Source organism: Sphingobium sp., assembly GCF_032153725.1.
Lineage (GTDB): Bacteria > Pseudomonadota > Alphaproteobacteria > Sphingomonadales > Sphingomonadaceae > Sphingobium.
This window is the reverse complement of sequence record NZ_JALDYQ010000044.1, coordinates 1-23,384: the sequence shown is the minus strand read 5'-3', so window position 1 is coordinate 23,384 and position 23,384 is coordinate 1. Positions and strand designations below refer to the sequence as shown.

21 protein-coding genes and 1 pseudogene are annotated in these 23,384 nt (G+C 62.2%); 11 read left to right on the top strand and 11 right to left on the bottom strand.

Annotation, left to right across the window (positions count from 1 at the left end; genetic code table 11):
- Nucleotides 1-87: 87 nt before the first annotated feature.
- From RUH75_RS14675 to RUH75_RS14650, 6 genes are read right to left on the bottom strand one after another with little or no spacing between them, the layout of a single operon-like run.
- Nucleotides 88-1,596, bottom strand: coding sequence for a sugar ABC transporter ATP-binding protein (locus RUH75_RS14675; protein ID WP_313807246.1), 1,509 nt, complete (start codon nt 1,594-1,596; stop codon nt 88-90).
- Complete coding sequence (locus RUH75_RS14670; RefSeq protein WP_313807244.1) at nt 1,593-2,681, bottom strand: hypothetical protein; 1,089 nt, start codon at nt 2,679-2,681, stop codon at nt 1,593-1,595. Before RUH75_RS14670 ends, RUH75_RS14675 begins: the two co-directional genes overlap by 4 nt.
- Nucleotides 2,678-4,942 carry an ABC transporter permease gene (locus tag RUH75_RS14665; RefSeq protein ID WP_313807242.1) on the bottom strand — a complete coding sequence of 755 codons (2,265 nt, stop codon included), beginning with the start codon at nt 4,940-4,942 and terminating at the stop codon, nt 2,678-2,680. The genes RUH75_RS14670 and RUH75_RS14665 overlap by 4 nt, the downstream gene beginning before the upstream one ends.
- Nucleotides 4,939-5,742, bottom strand: a complete 804-nt coding sequence (locus RUH75_RS14660) for an alpha/beta hydrolase (RefSeq protein ID WP_313807240.1) — start codon at nt 5,740-5,742, stop codon at nt 4,939-4,941. Before RUH75_RS14660 ends, RUH75_RS14665 begins: the two co-directional genes overlap by 4 nt.
- A gap of 44 nt (nt 5,743-5,786) precedes the next feature.
- A complete protein-coding gene (locus RUH75_RS14655; protein WP_313807238.1) occupies nt 5,787-6,812 on the bottom strand; it encodes a sugar ABC transporter substrate-binding protein in 1,026 nt (341 codons plus the stop codon).
- Entirely contained in the window at nt 6,812-7,786 is a 975-nt protein-coding gene (locus RUH75_RS14650) for an ABC transporter permease (protein ID WP_313807236.1), read from the bottom strand. Before RUH75_RS14650 ends, RUH75_RS14655 begins: the two co-directional genes overlap by 1 nt.
- A gap of 187 nt (nt 7,787-7,973) precedes the next feature.
- On the opposite strand from RUH75_RS14650, the gene RUH75_RS14645 reads away from it, so the two are divergent.
- From RUH75_RS14645 to RUH75_RS14620, 6 genes are read left to right on the top strand one after another with little or no spacing between them, the layout of a single operon-like run.
- Nucleotides 7,974-8,771 carry an SDR family oxidoreductase gene (locus tag RUH75_RS14645; protein WP_313807234.1) on the top strand — a complete coding sequence of 266 codons (798 nt, stop codon included), beginning with the start codon at nt 7,974-7,976 and terminating at the stop codon, nt 8,769-8,771.
- Nucleotides 8,768-10,462 (top strand): FAD-dependent oxidoreductase, encoded by a 1,695-nt coding sequence (locus RUH75_RS14640; RefSeq protein WP_313807232.1) that lies wholly within the window; start codon nt 8,768-8,770, stop codon nt 10,460-10,462. The genes RUH75_RS14645 and RUH75_RS14640 overlap by 4 nt, the downstream gene beginning before the upstream one ends.
- A complete protein-coding gene (locus tag RUH75_RS14635) occupies nt 10,459-11,166 on the top strand; it encodes an NIPSNAP family protein (protein ID WP_313807230.1) in 708 nt (235 codons plus the stop codon). The genes RUH75_RS14640 and RUH75_RS14635 overlap by 4 nt, the downstream gene beginning before the upstream one ends.
- Nucleotides 11,163-12,056, top strand: a complete 894-nt coding sequence (locus RUH75_RS14630; protein ID WP_313807228.1) for an SMP-30/gluconolactonase/LRE family protein — start codon at nt 11,163-11,165, stop codon at nt 12,054-12,056. Before RUH75_RS14635 ends, RUH75_RS14630 begins: the two co-directional genes overlap by 4 nt.
- A gap of 40 nt (nt 12,057-12,096) precedes the next feature.
- Entirely contained in the window at nt 12,097-12,912 is an 816-nt protein-coding gene (locus tag RUH75_RS14625) for an SDR family NAD(P)-dependent oxidoreductase (protein ID WP_313807226.1), read from the top strand.
- A gap of 39 nt (nt 12,913-12,951) precedes the next feature.
- A complete protein-coding gene (locus RUH75_RS14620; protein ID WP_313807224.1) occupies nt 12,952-13,323 on the top strand; it encodes a nuclear transport factor 2 family protein in 372 nt (123 codons plus the stop codon).
- Between the two features lie 64 nt (nt 13,324-13,387).
- On the opposite strand, the gene RUH75_RS14615 is transcribed toward RUH75_RS14620, so the two are convergent.
- The 4 genes from RUH75_RS14615 to RUH75_RS14600 are packed head-to-tail and all read right to left on the bottom strand — an operon-like array spanning nt 13,388 to nt 16,409.
- Entirely contained in the window at nt 13,388-14,260 is an 873-nt protein-coding gene (locus RUH75_RS14615) for an SDR family oxidoreductase (protein WP_313807222.1), read from the bottom strand.
- Between the two features lie 37 nt (nt 14,261-14,297).
- Nucleotides 14,298-14,690: a carboxymuconolactone decarboxylase family protein gene (locus RUH75_RS14610; protein WP_313807220.1), complete on the bottom strand. Its 393-nt coding sequence runs from the start codon at nt 14,688-14,690 to the stop codon at nt 14,298-14,300.
- Nucleotides 14,691-14,739: 49 nt separating this feature from the next.
- A complete protein-coding gene (locus RUH75_RS14605; RefSeq protein ID WP_313807216.1) occupies nt 14,740-15,747 on the bottom strand; it encodes a fumarylacetoacetate hydrolase family protein in 1,008 nt (335 codons plus the stop codon).
- Between the two features lie 23 nt (nt 15,748-15,770).
- Entirely contained in the window at nt 15,771-16,409 is a 639-nt protein-coding gene (locus tag RUH75_RS14600) for an FMN-dependent NADH-azoreductase (RefSeq protein WP_313807214.1), read from the bottom strand.
- 279 nt (nt 16,410-16,688) lie between these two features.
- Here RUH75_RS14600 and RUH75_RS14595 point away from each other — a divergent pair, with 279 nt between their 5' ends.
- From RUH75_RS14595 to RUH75_RS23690, 4 genes and pseudogenes are all read left to right on the top strand, one after another.
- Nucleotides 16,689-17,576, top strand: coding sequence for a VOC family protein (locus RUH75_RS14595; protein WP_313807212.1), 888 nt, complete (start codon nt 16,689-16,691; stop codon nt 17,574-17,576).
- Between the two features lie 211 nt (nt 17,577-17,787).
- The gene (locus RUH75_RS14590; RefSeq protein ID WP_313807210.1) at nt 17,788-18,882 is read left to right on the top strand and encodes a Gfo/Idh/MocA family oxidoreductase; all 1,095 of its coding nucleotides are present in this window, start codon (nt 17,788-17,790) and stop codon (nt 18,880-18,882) included.
- Nucleotides 18,883-19,208: 326 nt separating this feature from the next.
- Nucleotides 19,209-19,967, top strand: a pseudogene (locus tag RUH75_RS14585) (SDR family NAD(P)-dependent oxidoreductase).
- Nucleotides 19,968-20,379: 412 nt separating this feature from the next.
- On the top strand, nt 20,380-20,505 hold the full coding sequence (locus tag RUH75_RS23690) for a hypothetical protein (protein ID WP_409592369.1): 126 nt from the start codon (nt 20,380-20,382) through the stop codon (nt 20,503-20,505).
- 399 nt (nt 20,506-20,904) lie between these two features.
- On the opposite strand, the gene RUH75_RS23685 is transcribed toward RUH75_RS23690, so the two are convergent.
- On the bottom strand, nt 20,905-21,459 hold the full coding sequence (locus tag RUH75_RS23685) for a transposase (RefSeq protein ID WP_409592368.1): 555 nt from the start codon (nt 21,457-21,459) through the stop codon (nt 20,905-20,907).
- A 609-nt stretch (nt 21,460-22,068) separates the two neighbouring features.
- Here RUH75_RS23685 and ltrA point away from each other — a divergent pair.
- Nucleotides 22,069-23,319 carry a group II intron reverse transcriptase/maturase gene (gene ltrA, locus RUH75_RS14575; RefSeq protein ID WP_313807208.1) on the top strand — a complete coding sequence of 417 codons (1,251 nt, stop codon included), beginning with the start codon at nt 22,069-22,071 and terminating at the stop codon, nt 23,317-23,319.
- The last annotated feature ends 65 nt before the right edge of the window (nt 23,320-23,384 follow it).

Below are 23,384 nucleotides of genomic sequence, written 5' to 3'. Positions count from 1 at the left end.
GCGCCGGTCGGCATAAGCACCGCGCTCAATCGGGCGGACGATCGCCGATCGCATCGACTGCGCCGCTACCCTATGGCCGGGCGGGCATCAGTGCACGGCCGCGTACATGATGCCTTCCTCGGTGGCTTCCAGCGCCGAGAACTCTTCGACGACCTTGCCTGAGCGCGCCACCAGAATCCGGTCCGACAGGGCCATCACTTCCGGCAGGTAGGAGCTGACCACGACCACCGCCTTGCCGGCATCCGCCAGTTCGTTGACCAACCGGTGGATTTCCGCGATCGCGCCCACATCGACGCCGCGTGTCGGTTCGTCGAAGATGATGACGTCGGGGTCCTGGGCAAGAGACTTGGCGATAACCACTTTCTGCTGGTTGCCGCCGGAAAGCTCGACCACCTTTGCGTCCGAACTGACGGCCCTGATGTTGAGGCGCTCGCGCCATTGCGAGCCGATCCGCTGTTCATCGCCGCCGCGCACGAAGGGATTGACGCTGCGCAGCTTGGCAAGCGCGCCGATCTGGATGTTGCGCGCGATCGACATGGTTTCAAAGAAACCCTCGGCCTTGCGGTCTTCGGTGACATAGGCGACGCCGTCGCTCACCGCCGGCGCGGGAACCGAATAGCGAACCGCCTTGCCGTTGAGCAGGATTTCGCCGCCGTGGAAAAGGTCACGCTTGATCACGCCCGCCACGACCTTGAACGTCTCGGTCCGGCCTGCGCCGACAAGGCCGAAGACGCCAGTGACCTGCCCGGCGAAAACTGAAAGCGAGTTGTTCCTGACGGCGACGCCGACACGCAGGTTCTGAACCGACAGGACGCGCCTGCCGGGGGGGCGTGCGCCGGTCTTGCGGTTTTCATAGAAGCTGTTGGACAGGTCGCGGCCGATCATGGCCTTGATGATGCTGTCCCGATCGAATGCCGAGGTGTCATCCGTCACGACATGACGGCCGTCGCGCAGGATCGTGATCCGGTCGCTGATCTGCAAGGCCTCTTCGAGCGCGTGCGAGATGAAGATGATCGAAACGCCGCGTTTCTTGAGGCTTTCGACCAGATTGAAGAAATAGATCTTCTCCTCGGGCGTGAGCGTGGCGGTGGGCTCGTCGAAAATGATGACCCTGGCATCGAGGATCACAGCCCGGGCGATCTCGACCATCTGCTTCTTCGCGGCGCCCAGATTCGCGACGACCTCGGCGGGATCGATGTCGAAATTGAGGCTTTGAAGGAACTGCTGGGCGGCAATGTGGACCCCCCGCAAGCGGTTGTAGAATCTTTCCGCGCCCAGAAACAGGTTCTGCGCCACGTTCATGGTCGGGACCAGGCTGGTTTCCTGAAACACCATGGCGATGCCCAGATTCAGCGCATCGCGCGGGGAGGAGGGCGAAACCTGCTTTCCGGCGACGAGAATTTCCCCTGCACTGAGCCGGATAACACCGGCCATCGCCTTGGTCAGCGTGGACTTGCCGGCGCCGTTTTCGCCAAGGAGGGCATGAACTTCACCCCGGCGCAGCGTGAAGTTCACTTCCTCGATCGCGGGCACGCCGCCGTAGAGCTTGGTGGCGCCGCGAAGCTCCAGGACCTTGTCGGCCGGATCGACGGTCATCGGCCCAACTCCTGTTCGATTTGCGGGATGGGCAGGCGCAGCAGCCGCCGCGCGCCCTTGCTGAGAACGTAAAGCCAGTCGCCCAGTTGCGCACAGGCGACGACGCCATGGTGATTGCCGTCCACGCGCGAATGCAGCGAGTATTGCGGCGACCCGTCCACGCCGAGCCGGATGACAAGGCCGTAGGAGCGAGGAGGAGCCCAAGGCTTGATCATCCCCAACGTCTTGACCCGCGCGTGCTGCAGGGGTTCTTGCAGGTGCAGGTCCGATGCGATCTGGGGCGAAATCCAGAGGTCCGGCTCGATGGTCGCGATCATGCGTTTGCGATAGGCCGGTTCGCGAAGGACGAATTCGACCAATTGCGTGCGGCACGCGAAGACCGTCAGCCAAGCCCCACCGCCCATGGCCGGCGCCATGCGCGATGGGTAGCCGGGCAATTCGCTCAGCACCTTCCGGCCGACCTCGCCACTCATGCGCACGCGATGCCGCCAGCTCTCGCTGATCCAGACCTCGTCATCATTGGCGAAGACGCCGAAGGCGTAGCCGAGGCCGGTCGCGATCTCCCGCGCAAGTCCTTTGGAAAGATCAATTTCACAGACGCGGCCGCTGCGACCCAATTCCATCAGATCGTGTCGCCATTCATCCGGGGCACGGTTCCGGCTGCCATCGCACAATAGCAGGACGTCGCCGCGCACGGCCAACGCATTGACGCAGTGCAGCGGTTTTCCCGCTACGTCGCAAACGCGAAAACCGTCATGCCTGCCGCCGAAGACTCTCACTTCGCGCCCGTCGATGGCCACGGCCAGACCGCCTTCAATCGTTGCGAGCGCGGTCACTCTTCCCGTCGCCCGGAGGACCTCCGACTGCGCACCGTTGGCTGCGATGCGAACGACCGTGCTGCCGGAAGCCAGGAGAAGGCCGATGTCATCAGTGGCAAGGTCATTGGGATCGACGAGATCGTCGATCACCACTTCTGCCGTCTGCAGGTGCTGGTTGGGTTTGAGCGCGCCGTCGAAGACCGGCACGGTGATCGCATGGTCGCCCCGTCCCAGCAGACGGTCGCGCGTTCGGGCGAGGATGTTCATGCCTTGGTCCCCCAACGGTGCTGATATTGGACGAATCCGGGGTCGGCCTGTTCCTTCGGCAGGGTGTAGCGGCCGATGCGATTGTTCACGAGGCCGCCCAGGAACAGCGATCCCTTGTGCTCGCGCATGGAGGTGATCATGGGGTGATTGAGCTTGTGCTCGTCCCACAGGGTTTCGAGGATCTCGCCTTCGGGGGTGAACTTCAGCACGCAGCCATTGTTGATCTGCGGGAACATCCATTCGTCGACCGGAAGCCGCCGTGTCATCCGCTTGCGGAAGCCCGGCATGCGGTTGGCAAGATCAAGGGTGGGAGAGCGCAGTCCGACGAGCGCGAGCCAATAGTTGCCGTCCGAGGCAAGATTGATGTTGTCGGGATAGCCCGGCAGGTTTTCCAGCACCGGCGCCACCTGCCCCTTGCGCGGACCATCGAACCAGTAGCGCATCACCGAGCAGCCCGTGGTCAGCGCGAAGAACAGCGACTGGCCATCCGGCGCGATACTGATGCCGTTGGGGAAGTGCAGGCCCGACAGCATCGTTTTTGTCTTGTTGGTGGCCGGATCCCAGCAGACGATGCGGCCGTTGCCGCGCGCTTCGAGAACGTCGAGCATGTGTGAACTCATCTCATAGCGGATCGAAGCCTCGGAGAAGAAGACCCGGCCGTCTGGCGCGATGTCCAGGTCGTCGGCGAGCCGCAGACGGCTATCGTCTACGATCGAGTTCCAGCGGCGATTGGTCTCGTCGGTGACCTTCTGCACCTCGCGCGAGGGCGTCACGCGGTAGAGGCCCATGCCGGCGACGCAGACATAGAGGTTCTCATCCTTGTCGAACGCCATGCCGAGCGGAGTGCCGCCGATGTGGGCGAAGACTTCCACTTCCTTGTAGTCCGGCGCACGGAACCGCATGATGTCGCCGAAGCGGGAGCCGCAATAGAGATTGTCCTTGCTGTCGAGAATGATGTCCTCGGGCCCCTCGACCTGGCCGAGGCCGATGACTTCAACGTCGCGCAGCTTGTCGTTGAGCTGCCAGACGGTGCCGGTGTCCGGCCCGCAGGCGGGGGAGGGGGGCAGGGCCAGGTAAGTTGGGCTGACGTAGACCGAATTGATGAAGCGCTGGCGGTTGCGGTTCCAGCGGATGTCGAATGTCGCGGCGACCAGCAGCGTGCCGGCCAGCACCATCTTGGTCAATCCGCCCGGCGCGGAAAGCGCGGTAAGGCCGTTGGTGACAAGCAGCACCACGAAAGTGCCGACAAGTGCCTTGGTCACGGATCCCTTGCCGCCGCCGAGGCTGATGCCGCCCAGGATGGCCGCCGTCAGCACGGTGACTTCAAGGCCCTGTCCGACGTCTCCGCCGAGCGTGCCGAGCCGGGAGGCGAAGAGCGATGCGCTCATCGCCGTCAGGACGCCGGAGGCCACATAGGTGAGCGCCACCGTGCGGCGGACGGCTATGCCCGCGTTGTGCGCGGCGCGGCGTGATCCGCCGATGGCCATGACGTGCCAACCATGACGCAGCCGGCTGAGAAAGAAGTGCCCGCCGACCGCGAGGAATCCAAGCAGGATCGCCGCGAAGGGGAGGCCGAAAGCATCGCCCGCGCCAATGAAGTCCCACACTGCCGAATGGGGGAGTTCGGCGGCGATGTCCGTGGAATATCGCAGGATCAGGATGTCGTAGATCGCGCGGAAAATGATCAGCGTGATCAGCGTCGTCAGGAAGGCGCGCAGCTTGAGGTAGCCGATCAGGACACCGTTAAACCCGCCCAGCAGCGCACCGACCGCCATGGTGCCGACGATGACGAGCCCCATCGGCAGGTCCAGCAACTGGATCAGCAGGAGCGCGACGAAATTGCATATCGCAAACATGGACCCTACCGACAGGTCTATGCCGCCCACCATGATCACCAGCGAAAGCCCCAGGACGATCAGGCCGATCTCGCCGCCTTCGCGCAGCGTCTCGATTATCTGCCCGCCGCTGAAATAGCCGGGAATCGCCTGCGCCAGAAACCAGATGACGGCGATCAGCACCGCCACCGGGATCGCCGTTTCGGTCCATCTCTTCGACAGGATTTCGCCGACGATGTGGTCCGGCCAGTAGCGGTAGCGCAGCTTTACGAGGGTCTCGCTCATCGTCTTGTCCAGGGAAGCCGACGTCCAATACTTGGCCGAGAAGGGGCGGCCTGGCGCAATTTGCGTGGGAAGCGGCAGCGAATCGGACTGGCGTGTCGGTGACGCCCGCCTCATCGAGCCGCGGTTGTCCTGGATATTCATGCGTCGTGTTGCCGAATGAATTCGAGCACGTGTCGGGCGAAGTCCGCAGGGTCCTCATCCGCGTAGAAGAGGCCGCAATGCTCGGCGACGTGGGAGGGGAATTCGGGATGTCGTTCGACTTCGCGGTTGTGCTCCGGCCACACCGGATCGCGCCGGCCCACGATGAAGAAGACCGGCCGCGTAACGCGATTCAGCTTTTCTTCCATCGTGTCGGTAAAGACAGCCTGATAGCCCCATCGGAAGTAATTGCCAGCCTTCAGCATCGCCAGGCATTCTCGGTGCCGCCATTCCTCCAGACCGGGTATGACCTGCTGCTCCAGAACCAGCGTCCGGGTCCAGGCAGTCATGATCTGCGTCCCGTAAATGGTCGGCGGGTTGGGAATCGCCATTGCCTTGATGTAATTCTGCCCTTCCTCCGGCGTTACGCCGCTCGTGCCGCTCAGGACTGCACTGGCGACGGCCTGAGGCGCCGAGCAAGCCAGCTCCAGTGCTATGTGCGCACCGGTGTGATGGCCCAGCGCATGAAAGCGCGGCACGCCGAGATTGCTCATCGCTTCGAGGATGACCTGCGCCATATAGCCGATGCTTGGCGTTTTGTCGGTCCGGAAACTCTCGCCGTTGTTAGGGGAGTCGAACGCAAATGTCGGCACGGTGCCGTCGAGTTCGCGCATGACCGCTTCATAGGCTTCCGAAGTCGATCCGTTCAGGTGCATCAGGACGATCGGCAATCCGCTTCCACCGCTGGTGTAGCGGTAGTGGAGCTGTCCATCGCCGGTATCGACATAGGCTTTTCTAATCATGTCATCCGTCCCGTCATGTCATGGCATTGGTTCCGGCCGAAAGATCAATAGATCTGGGACCAGCACATTCCCGGCTGGTCCGCACTGCTCGCGGTGATGCGCCTAAGCGGAGTGTAGGTGACGCTCTTCAAAGTGCCGGGCTTGGCTCCGGAACTGAGCAGCAGCTTCACGATCGTGTTGATCTGCTGGGCCTGGGTCGGCACGTCGTAAGCGAAATAGGTCGTGAAGGTGCCGTTTTTGACTTGGTCGCAGGCGCCCTGTCGGCTGCCGCCGCCCGATGTGATGAGCGCCACTTTTCCCGTCAGTCCGGCTTCCTTGATCGCGGCAGCCTCGCCCAGGTCCATGCCGTCGTAGGAGCCCAGAACCGCGCAGAGATCGGGGTTTTGCCTCAGTACGGCCTGCGTGATCGACTTGGCTTTCGATGTGTCCCATTCGGCGGCCTGGTTGGAAACGATCTTGATCCCCGGGTGGCCCTGCAGAACCGCGCGGATACCTTGCATCGAATAGGCGTTGGCAGCCGAAGTCAGGCTGCCCTGTACGATTGCGATCTTGCCGCTACGCGCCTTGCAGGCGTCGATTGCGGCATTGGCCTGTCTGCGGCCGATCTCCACCCAGTCCGGGCCAACGAAGCCGGCGCTGCCGGCGCTCGACTGCATGTTGACCTGGATCACGTGGATTCCTTCGCGCTCGGCGCGCTGGATCAGCCGGACATAGGCCGAAAGGTCGGGGTTCTGGACAACGATCACGTCCGGCTTCTCGATGATCAGCCGGGTGAAGGCCTGCGCGCCCACGCTGGTGCTGAGATTGGCGTCGCGCACCTCGAGCCTGACGCCTAGCGGTTCGAGTTCGGATTTCATGCCGGCGTACCAGCCTTGCGCAAGATCGTTCGCAAACAGGATGGGAAGGAAGGCGACCGTCCTGCCCTTGAAACTGGAATAGGCCGTGTCGCGGGACTTGTCCTCGAGCGGTTTGGGATTGCCGCAGCTCGCGAGCAGCGGTGTCATTGCCAGGGCAATCGCGATGGAGAACTTCAACGGCTTCACGATCCTCACCCTTTCGAAAAGGCTCATCAGATGTCGCCCTGCTGGGCGGTTTCCTCGTTGCGCGGATTGATGATCGAATCCGCGATTACGGCGGTCAGAAGGATGAAGCCCTTCACCAGGTTCTGGACCGAGAACGAGGCGTTCATCAGCGTCATGGCGTTGAGCAGCATGCCGATCAGCAGCGTGCCGATGAGCACGCTGCTGGTGCCGCCTCTCCCGCCGGAAAGTCCGATGCCGCCCAGAACTACCACCAGGATGACGTCGTAGATCAGCGTCGAGTTGAACACGCGCGTGGGCATCGTGTTCAGCGTTGCCGCCATTACGAGACCGGCGAATGCGCCGATCATGGCGCCGAAGACATATATCAGAACGGTCATCGGTCGCGTCGGAATGCCGGAAATGCGAGCCGTGGCGGGGTTATCGCCCGAGGCGTAGACGAACCGCCCCAGCTTCGTGCGGTTCAGTATCAGCCCCATCAACGCGACGGCGGCGGCGAAGACGATCACAGGCACCGGCATGCCCAGAAGGCTGGACTGGCCGAGCCAATTCAGGGCATCGAGGCGCGCGGGCCACAGCACAATGTCGATGCTGAAGAACGCAACCTGCCCAAGGCCTGACAGGAATATGCCGGAGGCCAGCGTGACGAACAGCGCGGGCACGTCAGCGTAGGTAATCAGCCAGCCGTTGATCAATCCGAATATCAGCGTGAGGACAAGCGCAGCGGCGAAGGCGGCAGCCGGATCGTGGCCATCCTGCACCATCTGCAGCATCAAGGCCGGCGGGATCGCCAGGGTGGCGATCATCGAAAGATCGATGCCCCTGCCGATGACGATAATGCCCATGCCCACCGCAAGAAGGCCAAGCACGGCGACAGACTGCAGCAGCGCCAGCAGGTTGGGACCGGTCAGGAAGCCGGGCAGGGTCACCGACAGGCCGATGAACAGGGCCACGGACAGCGCGGCGACGATCGTCTGTTGCGACCACTTGATATCGCGCATCATCCCCTCCGTGATCAGGCCTCTCAAGTCGGGAATTTTGTCCCGGCCCATTCCATCAGGACGCATGCTAGAAAACCGGGGTCGCGGGCGCTGTCCCCTTGCCTAGGGATTGGATTGGGCGCCGCGGTGCGCTCTTGTTGCGGATATTCGAGCGCATCTGCATGCGCGCAATGCTGCGAGAAGTATCGGCATGAGAGGTCTGAAGGACAGGGTTGCGATCGTAACCGGTGGCGCGTCCGGTATAGGCCTGGCGGTTGTGGAGCGTTTTATCGAGCAAGGCGCAAGGGTGTGCGCCGTGGATCGCGATGGCGACAAGCTCTCGGCGCTCGCCTCGCTAGGCGATGTTCTGCCGTTTCAGTGCGATGTCACTAGCGACGACGCGCCGGCCGCGATTGTCGGTGCAGCGCTCGAACGCTTCGGAAAACTGGACATTCTCGTTAATGTCGCGGGGCGCGGCAGTTCACCTTCGGCGCATGAGACGAGCGATGTCGACTGGGATGAATGGCAAGCAGTCAACCTGCGCAGCACCTTTCGCCTGTCGCGCGACGCCCTGCCCGCGCTGCGCGAGACGCGCGGCACGATCGTCAACATGGCCTCCACGCTCGGTCTCAGCGGTTATCGGGGAAATGCAGCCTATTCCGCCGCCAAGGCCGGCGTGATCGGCCTGACGCGGCAAATGGCGGTCGATTATGCGGGCGATGGCATTCGGGTGAACGCCGTGGCTCCGGGAATCATCCTGACGCCATCGACGGCGGAGCGCATGAAGATGAGGGCCTTTCGCTCTCAGGTCGTGGGCACAAGCCCGCTGGGCCGGCCGGGCACGGCGGAAGAGGTTGCCGGGACGGTCGTATTTCTGTGCAGCGATGATGCCGGCTACATCACAGGCCAGACGATCGCGGTGGATGGCGGCGCGACCTCAAGCTGCTTCATCGGCCGGGATATCATGGACCACTGGGTATCGAGCATGCAGGCAAGCGGAGAGACATGAAGGCTCCACAGGAAGCCCGTTATGACACTCTGGTGATCGGTTCCGGAGCGGCCGGGCTGAGCGCTGCGCTAAGTGCCGCGCTCCACGGCCTGAAAGTGCTGGTGGTCGAGAAGACGGAATTCATCGGAGGAACGACCGCCTGGTCCGGCGGCGCCGCATGGCTGCCGGCCAATCCGCTGCTGGATGGCGATACGGCCGAGGCCGGGCGGACTTACATCCGCGAACTCATTGGCAACTTCTACGACCCCGCGATGATCGATTCCTTCATCGCCAACGCCTCGCGGATGATCGATTGCTTCCAGACCGGGAGCAGCAGCGTCCGTTTCCAGCACATTCCTCTGCCCGACTATCATCAAGATCTTGCCGGTTCCACGCTTGGCGGCCGCTCGGTCATACCGCTGCCCTACGATGCGCGAAAGCTTGGCCCGTGGCTGCAGCGGCTGCGCCATCCCAAGCCGGAGATGACGGTGTTCGGCGGCATGCAGGCCGAGCTTGCGGAACTCTCTCACCTGCAGAGCAGCTGGCGGTCCTGGTCGTCCTTCCGGATCGCCGCGCCTCTCGTCGCGCGCTATTTGGCCGACCGCCTTCGTTTCGGCCGCGGCACGCGCACGATCCGCGGCACGGCGCTGGCGGGGCGGCTTCTTCGCTCCTGCCTCGATGCGGGCGTGGAATTCTGGACGGAAGCGAAAGTGCAAAGGCTGATCGCGCGGGAGCGGCGGGCAGTCGGCGCGGTGGTTTGGCATGAAGGAAGCGAGGTCACCGTGCATGCCGCGCGGGGGGTGGTGATCGCCACCGGCGGTTTCATCGGCGATCCCGAGATGCGCAAGGCAAACATCCCTTATCCCGATGAGCACATCGATATTCTGCTAAGCGCCAATATCGGCGACGGGATCAGGCTCGCCCGGGAGATCGGGGCCGCGCTCGGCCCTGATAATGCCCAGAACGCCATCTGGTCGCCCGGCTCGCAGCGCCGGCTGAAGAATGGTGCACTCAGCACCTATCCCCACTTCCTGCTCGATCGCTGCAAGCCGGGTGCGATCATGGTCGACCGTTCGGGCCGGCGCTTCGTCAACGAAGGATCGTCCTACCACACGATCGGCAATGTCATGCATGAACGCGGGGCGGTGCCGGGGTGGCTGATCGCGGATCACAGATTTCTGCGGAAATACGGCATGGGAATGGCCCGGCCCGCGCCCTATCCGGTCGGCCCGCGCGTCCGGGAAGGTTATCTGATCAAGGCCGATACGATTGCCGGGCTGGCCGCGAAGATCGGCGTCGATCCCGCCGGTCTGGAAGAGGAAGTGACGCGAATGAATCGTTTCGCCGAGGCCGGCGTGGACGAGGACTTCGGCAAGGGCGCGGACGCTTACAGCAGGTTCCTGGGTGATGCTGAGCACAAGCCCAGTCCCAGCCTGGGTCCGATCCGCAGCGCGCCCTTCTATGCGCTGGCGCTTTACGTGACCGACGCGGGCACGACGCTGGGCCTGCGGGTAGATCCGGACGCGCGGGTTCTGGACGAAATCGGGCAGCCGATACCGGCCCTTTTTGCTGCGGGGCTCGACATGAATTCGGTGCTGCGAGGGCATTATCCCGGGGGCGGCTCGATGATCGGACCGGCCTTGACCTTCGGCTACGTGGCCGGACGGACGATGGCTGAAGGGCTCTCTAACGATGGAGCTTTGGCGCAATGATCTACGAGATCAGACTCTACACTGTAGTGCCGGGCCGCCTGGACGTCGCCTACAGGCGTTTCCAGCATCACCTGCCAGCCCTGTTCGAACGCCATGGCGTCCGCAACGTCGGCCGCTGGACCGCGAGCGCGGGGCCGAACGGCCCGATGTATGTCTACATGATGGCCTATCGCGATCTCGGCGAACGTGAACGCCAATGGCAGGCATTCTACGGGGATGCCGATTGGCATGAAGTTCGCGCCGCGACGCAGGGTACAGAGGAAGCCACCGAACGCTTCGACCTCTTCTTCCTCAGGACCATGCCGGGCTGGACGTTCGCCGCATTGCCGGACGCTACTGTGGGCGGCCTGCAGGAACTGATCTTCGCGGAAGTCGCTCTCGGCCGGCAGGGCGACGCCTGCCGCTACATCACGGAGACCTATTTGCCCGCTATCCGTGAGGCCGGCGGCACGGCCATGCTGGCCGCCGATTTCGTCTCGGGCGCGAACCTGCCGCGCGTCGCGCTGCTGGTAGACTGGGCCGACGCGGCGGCGAGGCAGGCCGGTTGGCGGCAGCTTCAGGCGAATGACGACCTCTATCGGGCGCTTGCTGCGCAGAGGGCGAAGTTCGGACGGGCCCTGTTGGGGCGCACCGATACTTATCTGCTGGAGCCGACCCCGTTTGATCTTCCGCGGCAGGATCTCGGCCAGGGAGGTGGGAAATGAACGTTCGGCGTCTGGGCAGTTTCCGGACGGCGCTTGGCGAAGGCCCCTATTGGGATATCGCCAGCCAGGCCCTGTTCTTCGTGGACATGATCGCTCAAATGATCCTCCGCACCGACATAAGCGGCAACTACGTGATGCGGTGGAAGGCGCCAAAGCAGCCCTCCGCGCTGACCCGGACCGAGGACGGAGGCTTCATCGCCGTGCTGGCGGACGGCTTCTATTCCTTCGATCCCCAGGAGGGGCGGTTCGACAAGCTGGCCGACATAGGCGAGGCGGCTGCCCTGGCCGAGATCAACGATGCCAAGGTGGACCGGCAGGGGCGCATGGTGGCCGGCCTGAAGGCCCATATCTCGCCGGACCAGCCCCTTAAGTCTCTGCCGCCAGTTGCACCGGTCTGCAGCTTCGACGGCATTGGCGTGTGGACGATCGAGGGCGGGTACAGGCTGTGCAACGGTCCCTGCTGGAGCCCGGACGGGCGGACCTTCTATCTTGCCGACACCGTCCCGAACGAGATCTACGCATATGATTACGACACCGACACCGGGCAAATCTCGGGCAAGCGCCTGTTCGCGGACGGCGATGCCATCGGCGGCCTGGCGGATGGCGCCACGGTGGATGCCGCCGGGCGCATCTGGTGGGCCTTTTGCGGCGAGGGCAGGATCGCCTGCTACAATCCCGACGGAACATTGCATGACGTGCTGACGCTCGAAGCCAGATGGCCCAGCAGCCTGCAGTTCGGCGGCCCCGATCTTGACCGGCTTTTCGTCACGTCCTTCGATCCCGAAAGGATCGGCTTCGCTCCGGATGAACACAGCGGCTACGTCTATGTGATCGAGGGACTGGATGCAAAGGGTCTGCCAGAACCGCTCGCGAAATTGCGCGTCTCGTGACAGACGGGACAATTGGCGCGCTTGTCCGAACCACCACGAAATGATCAGTTCCGAGGAGATTGCGATGACTGACCGCCTCAAAGACAAAGTCGCCTTCATAACAGGCGCTACATCCGGCATCGGGCGCGGCATTGCCGTAACCTTCGCCAGGGAAGGGGCGTCGGTCGTATTCATCGGGCGCCGAGAGAACGAAGGCGCCGAAACCCTGGCCATGATGCGGGAAGCTGGCGGGAAGGGGTTGTTCATTCAGGCCGATGTCACGGAGCCGGACCAGCTCAAGGCCGCCATCGATCGCACCGTCGCCGAATATGGCAGGCTCGACGTGCTCGTAAATGCGGCCGGCGGCTCTCCTGGCAGCGGCACAACCATCACCGAAACTTCCGACGAGGAATTCTGGCACGGCATCAAGCTCAACCTCTACGGGGTCTGGAGCTCATGCCGTATGGCCTTGCCGCACATGATCGCCAACGGCCGCGGTTCGATCATCAACGTGTCGTCGGTGCTGGCGATTTTCGGAAGCTATGGCCGTGATACCTACACCGCGGCAAAGGGCGGCGTCAGCGCGTTGACTCGTGCACTGGCCTATGAATATGCACCGCACAAGATCAGGGCGAACACGGTCATTCCCGGCGTTACCCCGGTCGAACGCTACGGGAGCTTCGTTGAAACCGAGGAATTCAAGGCGTGCCTGGAACGGATTCCGCTGGGAGCCACGTCCGTCGAAGAGATGGCCAATGCCGCCCTGTTTCTTGCGACGGATGAGTGCCTGACGATCACAGGCCAGGAAATTGTCGTCGATGGCGGCATGGCGGCGACAAGGCAGATGGAAATGCCGCGCACCGTCGCGGCGACTTGATCGGCGCATAACCAATTCGAAAGAAGAGAGGAACTCGATATGGGCGTACAGGAAAACAAGGAAACCGCGGCGAAGCTGTTCGAGGGCTTCAGGACGGGCGATGTGAGCGTGTTCGACAAGTACGTGGTCGACGACTACGTGCAGCACAATCCGCAAGTGCCGGACGGACGCGAAGTGGCCAAGAAGTTCTTCAAGGAAGTGGGGCCGATGGATCTGACCGTGCACCGGATCTTCGGCGAAGGGAACTGGGTCTTCGTTCACTCATCCAACGCCACCTGGAACATGGCCAACGCGGACGTGCTGCTCTTCAATGACGAAGGCAAGATCGTCGAGCATTGGGACGTGCTGCAGCCGATTCCCGATGAGAGCGCGAACGGCCACGACATGTTCTCACAGGTTACGGGAAAATAACGTCAGATCCGCTACGTGCGTTCGCCGCGGTAATTCGGCGCGCGCCTGAAGCTGTGCGAATGGTTCAGGGCCGGGTCCGCGCCGCCTCCAGTTCCGCCTCCGCCTTTTCCTTGGCTGTCTGGAGATGGCCGAGGATATAATCCTTCGATGCCGGGGGGCGATAGAGCGACAGACCGCCATCCACCGGCAGGTTGGTCCCGGTGACAAACGCGGACTCATCTGATGCCAGATAGGTTGCCGCATAGGCGATGTCCGACCATTCGCCATTCTTCGGAAAAGGCTGCCAGGCGGCCATCATCTCGTCGAGATATTTCGGCATCAGATCCGCCACTTCGGGCGCGGCATCGACCGAATTGCCCCATATCGAAGTTGGAAAGGCGCCGGGGACGATCACGTTTACCCGGATCCTGTCCTTCGCGAGTTCGAAGGCGGCCCAGCGGCCAAGGTACAGCACGGCGCCTTTGCACACGACATATGTGACGGCGGACGCGGGCGAAAGGTTGTTGCAAGACACCGAGGAGGTGAGAATGATCGATCCCTTCCCGCGCTTCTTCATCGCCGGAACCGCGTGCTTGACGCACATGACATGGCTGCGCAGGAGGTTTGCCTGCCCGTCATCCCAGGCCTCGGTTGTGATGTCCGTTACACCTTGGGGATGCTCGTTTCGGGCGGCGGCATGAAAGAGGATGTCGAGTCCGCCGAACTTTTCTTCCGCCAGGGCCACGGTCCTGGCGATGTCGTCTTCGCTGCGGATGTCGCACTGGCTGAAGAAGACGTTGCCGGGGAAGCGCTTCTCGATTGCGGGGCCCTTGTCGGCCTGTATGTCTGCGACCACGACTTTCGCGCCCTCGGCAACGAACATCTCGACGGTTCCCAGCGCCATGCCCGACACCCCGCCGGTTATGACCGCAACTTTGTCCTTCAGGCGCTGTCCCATCCCTGTCCCTCTCGTTTCAGTCCTTTTCTAATGCGCCTCAGCCATCGACTTCCGCGAACACGGCCTTGGCGACCTTGAGTGCCCCGATCGCCGCAGGGAAACCGGCATATACCGTCGTCTGGATCAATATCTCGACGATCTCCTCCCGAGTGAGCCCAACTCGCAAGCCCGCCCGGATATGCACCGCCAATTCGGGCGCCGCAGTAGCCATCGCGGCCAGCGCGCCGATAATCGCAATTTCCCGGCTACGCTGGTCCAGCCCGGGACGGGAACCGATGTCCCCAAAAGGGAATTCGATTACGGTTCGAGCGAAATCCGGAGCAATGCTCTCGAAAGTTTCTCGAACCCTTTCAACGGAATCGCCATGAATTTCCCGGGCTATCCGCAATCCGCGTTCGTATCGAGAATCTTGCTCGGACTCGGTGCTCATTTGAATGTCCTTTCCATCGGCAGGGAACGATCGCGGCCCGGCCGGCAGCTCAGGCCCACGATGCAACGACATGATTTCTGAGTACTCCCACGCCCTCGACCTCGATCTCGATCACATCGCCGGGCTTTGGCCAGTTCGGGCCGTCGATGCCATCATCACAGGCGCAGCCGGAGCCGGTGCCCGAGACGATCATATCGCCCGAAGTCATCGGTATGTATTTTGACAGCCATTCGATAGCATCGGCGAATTTCCAGACCATTTGCGATGTCGACCAATCCTGCCGCAGTTCGCCGTTGATCCTGGTCGTGACCCGGAGATTTTCAATATCAATGCCCTCGTCCACCACCATGAACGGGCCGCAGGGCTTGCTCCGTTCGAAGTTCTTGTCGAGCGCCCAGCTATGGTCGCCCCGCTCCGTCAGAGGGCCCATGCCGATGTGCGGATCGCGCAGGCTAAGGTCGTTCACCGCGGTGTAGCCCCAGATCGATGATCGGTCGTATTCGATGTTCCGGCCGCTGGCACGCAATGCGACGCCCACTTCCGACTCATAGTCGAAAAGACGGGCCTGGACGGGCGGCCCGACGTTGTCCTCATGAGCCGCCAGCGATGACGGCTGAACGGTAAAGCCCCATGGCGGCAGGCCGTTCCGCTTTTCGCCGAGGATCTTTTCGGGATCGACATCGATGCCTTTCAGCCCCCCCACGCCTTTGACGATATGTTCGATGTGATTGGCGCCTATGGCGAACATCGGGCGATCCGGATTGGAGACCGGAGGCAGGAGCTTGAGCCCGTCAAGCGGCACGAGGCGGAAGCCGCTCGCGCTGCCCTCGCAAAGCCGAATCATCTTTTCGATGACGGGACGCGCGCTATCCCAGGACTCGATCAGGGCTTTCCAGGTGCCGGAGCCGTTGCCGGGCAGGAGCGTCCCCAGAAGGTCCGCGCCTGCCTGATCGTTCTGCCGCAGAGCGGGAAAGCTTGCGGTCAGATCCAGAACCTTGTCTTCGTCGGCGCCGACGACTACGCCGGTCCTTCCGTCATCAAATCTCACGAATTTCACGTTCGGTTTCCCTTCCAGACGCGTCAGGCTGCTATGGCTTGGGCCCGTGCGAACGCGGCGGCCATAGCCGCCTTTCGGACATCGTCTCCCATGGCGACGCCTTCCGCCACGATCAACTCCAGGGGGATGGCGAGGAATGCGAAGACCGAACGAAGATAGGATTCGGCATGCTCGTGGGCTTCGGCCGGAGCGCCGGGCCCGTAAAGGCCGCCCCGCGAAAGCACTGCGATCGCGCGTTTGCCGGCAACCAGGCTTTGCGGCCCAGTTTCGGTGTACTTGAATGTCTGGCCGGCGATCAGAATGCGATCGATCCACGCCTTGAGCTGGCTTGGAACGGTGAAGTTGTACATGCCCGCGCCGATGACGATGATGTCGGCGGCAAGGAATGCGTTTAATGCGGTGTTCGATGTGGGATCACCGATATCCGGCAACGTGACATGCGGCAGCGGGTTGCTGGCAAGATCCAGATAGCTGACGTCCACTCCGGGATTGGCGGACTTGATCTGATTGACGACGGCACCGCTCACCGCACGGCTGACGGAGTGATCGCCCGTGATGCTGGAATCGATGTGTAGCAACTTCATTACAGCAAACCTTTCGATATTCGGTACGGTTATTCCCGGTATTCCGCCGGCTGGCGCGCACGCCGCTTCCGCCGGCACCGGTGCGATTGCGACGTTTGTTCAGCCAACAAAATGGCTTGCGGGAAAGCGAGACGAAGTCCCCACCTGTGGGGACAGAGGGCAGGTGCGATCGGTGCCAACCTGCTTATGAACTCGGCTTCATGTGACGGTGGCGGACTCTTAAGCGTACCCGTGCGCGCGGAGTCGAATTTTCGATATCCTGATTGATATTCTGATCCCAGTTGCAAGACTTGTGAAAGCGCCAGCGGGTTTCTGGTATGGTGGCGTGGGGGTTCGGAGACCGAGAGGCTGGGTGAAATGCAAGAACAGATCAAGCTGGCATATATCGGCGCCAACGGCGACATCGACGAGTGGCGTCGCTTCGGCTCGGAACTGCACGGCATGCAGGCCTTCATGGAAGGCGGCAACCTCCGGTTGCGGATAGATGACAAGGCATACCGCTTCGATATCAGTCCCGATGGGCCTCCCGGCTGCACCCATATCGGCTTCGAGTGGGAAACGTCGGAAGCTCTCGGCCGGGCTATCGAACGGGTACGCAACGCGGGATACGACATTGCAGAAGACCCCGGGCTCGCCTTCCAGCGGCAGGTGGGGCGCCTCGCGCATTTCATCGCGCCCGGGGGGGTGAGGTTCGAACTGTGCACCCAGCTTGCCGTCAACGCGCAACCTTTCGTGTCTCCGACTGGCGCGCGATTCCTCACGGGCGAATATGGGCTGGGTCACATTGGCTATTACGCCGACGATGTGGATGCCGTGCAGACATTCTTCCAGGACATTATGGGCATGCGCCACTCGGACACATTCGTGTCCGAGAGATTTACGATGCCCTTCGTACGGGGAACGGCACGGCACCATCTGGTCGCGATTGTGCCCTCGATGTTCCGCTCCTCGCAGGAATCGGCGAGTTCGGTGCTCCACCACGTCTATATCGAGGTCGATTCCATCACCTTGGTCGGCCAGTGCTGGGACAAGATACAGGATGGCGCGGCACCGGTGCTGGCGACACTCGGCCAGCACATCAACGATCCGGTCATATCCTATTATTGCGTATCGCCATCCTCCTTCGGTTTCGAATATGGCTGGCAAAGCTTGGTGATCGACGACGATAACTGGACGCCCCTGATCTGGCGCGGCCGGAACGAGTTGTGGGGGCACAAGCTCGGGCATATGCTGGTCGACAAATAGGGAATGCTGCGAAAGTTCAGTGACACGCAAGTCCGCCGGATCGTACCGGTCGCGGCATTGAGGCAAGAGCGAACGGCCATGGATTTGAACAAGCTGACGCGCGGCTGGCGAGGTTTCCCCATCGGAACCGCAATCGTTACAGGAACCGGGCACCGGCGAGGCCGGGAGGGAAAATGACAGATCATGTGACCCTGATCGGGGAGGTACCGCGATGACGAGACGTCCACTTCGTGTCGGGATCGTTGGCGTCAGCCCCGATCGCGGCTGGGCGTCCATGGCGCATATTCCAGCCATTCAATCGCTGCCGGAACACTTCCGGCTCGCCGCCGTGTGCACGCGCAGCCTGGAGAGCGCCAGCAAGGCAGCAGCCTTCGCCGGTGTCCCGCTGGCATTTGACGACCCGGCAGAGATGGCGGCCCATCCCGACATCGATTTCATCACCGTCACGGTGAAGGCGCCGGGCCACCAGCAGGTTCTTTCGCAGGTTTTCGAAACGGGGAAGCCGGTGCTTTGCGAATGGCCGGTCGGCAATGAAGACGCGGTGACGCGGCAACTCGCCGATGCTGCGCAGAAGCGCGGTATACCCACCTTTGTGGGCCTGCAGAGCCGGTTCATTCCGGCATTCCGCTATCTCCGGGATCTAATCAATGCGGGGGAGGTCGGAAGGCTGCTGTCGATCAATCTGTTGTCCACCGCTGCGAGCTGGGGACCGGTCGTTCATCCCGACGATGCCTATACGCTGGACGATCGCAACGGCGCAACGCTGCTGCGCATCTGGGGCGGGCATACGCTGGACATGCTGTGGCATTGCCTTGGCGATTTCACCGAGGCTTCGGTCATGACAGGCCGTCAGCGGCGTTTCAGCGAGGCGCTAGGGAGGGGGGACAGGTTCGCTATCGAAACGCCCGACAATGTCCTGATCAATGCGCGCCTGGACGGAGGAGCAATCGCCAGCATCCATTTGCGCGGCGGGCCGCATCCGGGAACCGCCTTTCGCCTTGAAGCGGTGGGTGAAGACGGTGTCGTGACGGTCGAAGGCGATGGACCTTTTGCGATGGTAATGGGGGAATTGTGCGTCCGCGTTGCACGCAAGGGCGACGATGTCCTCACCGAGGTGAGCATTCCCGATGCCTATTACAGGTCGGGACGCACATTACCGGCCGTCGTCCTTAACGTCGCAGAGGAGTATGCCGCGATAGCCGAGGCCCTGGCGGGCGGCGAAGACAGCACCGTGTCATTCCGCATGGCCGCCGACCGGCGGGACCGGCTCGCTGCCCTGGCCGCGTCCGCTTCCTCGGCAAGCTGACTCGCCGCTGCAGTATCTCGGTTATCCTGATCTGTCCCAACTTGCGCTGCGCAGCCAGGAAAGCAACGCAGATCAGTATCTGTGACATAGCGGATGAAGCGCCCCGCAGGCATGGGTGCGAAGCGGCGACCGCACGTGGATCGCCCGTCCGATAGAGGATGTGGGCCGCTTGATCGCTCGCTTGCATACGAATACCAAACCGTCGGTTTGAGAGAAGGGTTCTCGATCGTGAGATCGCTCGACGGAAAGGTTGCGTTCGTTACCGGCCACACGCTCGCGACGGACGGCGGCTATATTCTGGTCCGATTGGGAAGGAGTCCATCTGTATGGGTCTGATCGAAGGAAAGGTGGCGCTGGTCACGGGTTCGGGCCGGGGGCTCGGCAGGACGTGTGCGCAGGGCTTCGCGCGTGAAGGTGCGAAGGTGGTCATTGTCGATCTTGACCGTGACGGCGGCGAGGAATAGGTCCGGCTGATCAGGGATGCCGGTGGCGAGGCGATGTTCGTCGAGGCCAATGTGGGTGTATCGGCGGATATCCAGCGCATGGTGGAAACGGCCGAGGACAAGTTCGGCGGGCTCGACTGCGCCGTGAACAACGCGGTTTACAATGTTGGCCGGGCGCCGCTTGCCGATATCCCCGAAGACGCCTGGAATCGCGGCATCGCTGTCAACAACACCGGCGTGTTTCTTTGCATGAAGTACGAAATTCAGGCCATGCAGCGGCGCGGTGGGGGGGCAATCGTCAACATCGATTCCGGTAACGAACACAGCTCGCAGCCCGGCCCCGCTTGGTATCTGGGTGCCAAGCAGGCGGTCTACGGCATGACCAAGTGCGCGGCAATCGATTATGGCGCGCAGAATATCCACATCAATGCCGTCGGTCCGGGATCGATGTGGACTCTGGCGTTTCGCGAAACCGCAAAGATCATGCCCGAACACATCGAGAAGCTCTCCGCGCTTTCGCCGATGAAGCGGATCGCCGAACCGGAAGAGGTTGCTGAAGCCGTTGTCTGGCTATCTTCGTCCAAGGCGTCCTTCGTGCTGGGCCACACCCTCGTCGCGGATGGCGGTGCGGTGCTTGGCTGAGATGAGCCACAGCCGTTCCGTAACATACTTATTCGGTGAGCACAAAATTGGAGGCGTGTCGCCAATGACTGCGCCCCTGTTGGAAGGGAGTGAGAATTCTATGAAGGTAAGAGAGTCTTCATCCGGGGCGCCAGCATGCTGGCGATTTGCGTGGGTCGGAGGGAAGAATCCGGGATGAACCTGCCCTTTGCGTTTGGCTCTCGCTGATGATGCATGAGATGAAGCGCGGCGGAGCGATCCGCCGAGCCTCATCTCGCGCGGAGTGGGATGTCGGCTTGCGGAGGGCCTTGGGAACGGTTGCAATTTGGGCGCCAGGCGCCATTGATGGCCCGGGGATGACAACTTGAACGCGCCGGTCTATGGGCAGAACTAAGGCACCGCCGTTGGCGCACGATGTGGCCCGCCTTGCCGCGTGTCGCAGGCGGCCGTTTCACGTCCATATACGCCAGGGGCCAGCATATCCGAGGTTACGCGCGCCAAAGTTCTGGAGGCCGCGCGGAAGCTTGGCTACCTTCCCAATCTGCTTGCAAGTCGCTGATCACGGGGAAGTCCGGTATCATTGGTGTCGTCATTTGAAGCCCTCGGAATCTGGAGGGTTCTGTGAGGTCGCGCGGCGCAACGCTGGCGTCGTGGTGCGGCGCGACCTCATTGAAGCCGGATTGAACGAGCCCGCTGACGCGCTCGCGACCTATGGGATTAGTGCGGCGCCGCTGGTTGCTGGCGACCGGTCTTGGATGATCCATGCCGCCACGCTGGTGAGGACGATGTCGTATTGGCGGCATAGGTCGAGGTAATCGACGCGCCAAACGGATATTTGCGGCGGCTGCGGGGTGGCACTGCTGTCCTGCGAGTGGATTTGCAAGATGGCATACATGAGGGATCGTCGGCGCAGATGCCGCGTCGCTGCCACGTCTTATGTTCGATCGAGATTCTGTGATCATGACGTATCGGACCAAGGTCGGGGTTGCCCGGTGCGCCATCGCGGCAGCGTGGCGGTGACGCGCAGAATGCCGCCACAGCATGGGCACTGAGTTGGATCAAAGTGCGGGAGCCGCTTGGAGGCATCGCCGACCTCGGCCGCGACGGTCGCAATCGGCTCCGTCGGGATCAAGAACTGCCGGATGGTGGCGAGCCGTGCCCGGCGGCAGCCGTTGGCGAGGAAACCATAGTGGCGAATGCGATGAAAGCCGTCCGGCAGGCTGTGGATGAGGAAGCGGCGAATGAACTCGTGCGGATGAAGCGACATCAGCCTGGGCGCGTTGCCATGACGGTAATCACGCCAACGGAAGGTCACGCTGGTCTCGTCAGCGCTGACCAAGCGACTGTTGGCGATGGCGACCCGGTGTGTGTAGCGGCCGAGATAGGCAAGGACATGTTCGGGCGATCCGAACGGCGGCTTGGCATAGACGATCCTTGCGACAGGGCAAGCTCTGGGAAGGAGAATGGAATGTAGATCCTGAAACCTTTCAAAGCGATCCAGAGGGTTCGACACCCTCCCGGCAAAGGCGCAGCCCGCCAGCCGGAAGCGAGTCTTGCATGGGCGCCGGCAACGTCGTTCGTGAAGCGTAGACAGCAGATGCTGAAGCCGTGTGTTAGCCTCGATATTATGTGCGTGCGGAGGCCTTCGGCGTGGGTAGCCCGGGGGCAGCATCGTCGGGACCGCTTGGGCGAGGTCCAGACGGCTCGGCCGGGGTCTTGGAGCAGGGCAAAGGCATGGGATGGACCGCCAGGGAACCTGTGAGATCCCGTTTACGCCCACACGCGATGAACGCCGGAAACGGAACCGCCGGCTGACCACGGTTCCAGGCCCGATGAGCGTCTTCCGCGCTCTCCGGGAGCGCCTTGGCGAGCACGAAAACGGGAGGCGTGTGTGGAGCCTGCGACCGAAACCATAAGGGAGCAGGAATGCGTGAACGGGAAGTCGTAGCGCCTTCATAGTAGCGACGATGTCGGGGAACTGGGCTCACCGGGACCCGACGGAGCGAAGGGAGGCGTCATTGTAGAGAACCGTTGACCTGAAACATGGGAGGGGACTCTGAACCCCACAAACCTGTCTACGAACCGACAACGGATAGCCAATCTGGCGAGAAGCAAACGGGGAGTGGTGCTGTGCTCGCTCCACCATGTCATCGATCTGGACTGGATGAAGGAGGCCTACCGGCTGACCCGCAAGGATGGTGCCCCGGGCATCGACGGCGTCACGGCGGCGGACTACGAAGTGGATCTGGAGGTCAGGCTTCTGGACCTTTTGGAACGCATCAAGTCCGGCCGATATCGTGCGCCGCCGGTCCGACGGGCGTACATACCCAAGGCGGATGGGTCGCAACGGATGCTCGGCATTCCAACCTTCGAGGACAAGGTGGCGCAACGCGCCATTACGATGGTGCTGGAGGCCATCTATGAGGAGGACTTCTATCCCTGCTCATACGGTTTCCGACCGGGCCGCTCGGCTCATCAGGCGCTCCGCAATATGCAGAACGTCCTATGGGAAAAGCGTCTCCACTGGGTGATCGATCTCGACATACAGAAGTATTTCGACTCGATACCGCACTCTCATCTTCGGACATTTCTCGATCAGCGAGTTACGGATGGCGTCATCCGACGGATGATCGACAAATGGTTGAACGCAGGAGCTGTCGAAGATGGCCTCCTGCGCCGATCGGCACTGGGCTCCCCACAAGGGGGCGTGATCTCGCCTTGCCTCTCAAACATCTTCCTGCATCATGTGCTGGATGAATGGTTCGAGACCGAGGTGCGGCCACGTCTCCGCGGGGAATGTACCCTTGCCCGCTACGCTGACGACGCGGTCATGGCGTTCGACAACATCGTCGATGCCAACCGGGTCTTGACGGTGCTGGGCAAGCGTCTTGGGCGGTACGGGCTCACACTCCACCCGGACAAGACACGTCTCGTCGACTTTCGCCCGCGAAGGACGGAGAGCACACGGCATCCGGAGACGGATGGCACCAACTTCGACTTTCTCGGCCTGACCCACGTGTGGGGACGGTCGCGCAGAGGGAAGGACATGGTGTTGCAGGTGACCGCCAAAGGTCGCTTTGCACGTGCGCTGGCTGCGGTCAGCGACTGGTGCCGGAAACACCGGCATTGGTCGATCCGCGACCAGCACCGCCACCTCTCGTCAATGATGCGGGGCCACTTCGCCTATTACGGTGTGGGTGGAAATAGTCGGCGGCTGCGGTGGTATGCCCAACAGGTCGTGAAGATATGGCAGAAATGGTTGTCGCGGCGAGATCGTCAGAGTTGGTTCCACTGGGATCGCCTCAACGAGATAATCCGACACCATCCGCTGCCGTCAGCCAGAGTTGTTCATTCCTTTGCCACTGTAAGCTAATCTCTACTTTGAAGAACCGGATGCGGGAAATCTGCACGTCCGGGTCTGTGAGGGGTGGGGGGGGG

Coding starts and splice junctions, on each gene's coding strand:
- RUH75_RS14675 (WP_313807246.1), bottom strand. CDS start 1,596: ATGACCGTCGATCCGGCCGACAAGGTCCTGGAGCTTCGCGGCGCCACC.
- RUH75_RS14670 (WP_313807244.1), bottom strand. CDS start 2,681: ATGAACATCCTCGCCCGAACGCGCGACCGTCTGCTGGGACGGGGCGAC.
- RUH75_RS14665 (WP_313807242.1), bottom strand. CDS start 4,942: ATGAATATCCAGGACAACCGCGGCTCGATGAGGCGGGCGTCACCGACA.
- RUH75_RS14660 (WP_313807240.1), bottom strand. CDS start 5,742: ATGATTAGAAAAGCCTATGTCGATACCGGCGATGGACAGCTCCACTAC.
- RUH75_RS14655 (WP_313807238.1), bottom strand. CDS start 6,812: ATGAGCCTTTTCGAAAGGGTGAGGATCGTGAAGCCGTTGAAGTTCTCC.
- RUH75_RS14650 (WP_313807236.1), bottom strand. CDS start 7,786: ATGATGCGCGATATCAAGTGGTCGCAACAGACGATCGTCGCCGCGCTG.
- RUH75_RS14645 (WP_313807234.1), top strand. CDS start 7,974: ATGAGAGGTCTGAAGGACAGGGTTGCGATCGTAACCGGTGGCGCGTCC.
- RUH75_RS14640 (WP_313807232.1), top strand. CDS start 8,768: ATGAAGGCTCCACAGGAAGCCCGTTATGACACTCTGGTGATCGGTTCC.
- RUH75_RS14635 (WP_313807230.1), top strand. CDS start 10,459: ATGATCTACGAGATCAGACTCTACACTGTAGTGCCGGGCCGCCTGGAC.
- RUH75_RS14630 (WP_313807228.1), top strand. CDS start 11,163: ATGAACGTTCGGCGTCTGGGCAGTTTCCGGACGGCGCTTGGCGAAGGC.
- RUH75_RS14625 (WP_313807226.1), top strand. CDS start 12,097: ATGATCAGTTCCGAGGAGATTGCGATGACTGACCGCCTCAAAGACAAA.
- RUH75_RS14620 (WP_313807224.1), top strand. CDS start 12,952: ATGGGCGTACAGGAAAACAAGGAAACCGCGGCGAAGCTGTTCGAGGGC.
- RUH75_RS14615 (WP_313807222.1), bottom strand. CDS start 14,260: ATGGGACAGCGCCTGAAGGACAAAGTTGCGGTCATAACCGGCGGGGTG.
- RUH75_RS14610 (WP_313807220.1), bottom strand. CDS start 14,690: ATGAGCACCGAGTCCGAGCAAGATTCTCGATACGAACGCGGATTGCGG.
- RUH75_RS14595 (WP_313807212.1), top strand. CDS start 16,689: ATGCAAGAACAGATCAAGCTGGCATATATCGGCGCCAACGGCGACATC.
- RUH75_RS14590 (WP_313807210.1), top strand. CDS start 17,788: ATGACGAGACGTCCACTTCGTGTCGGGATCGTTGGCGTCAGCCCCGAT.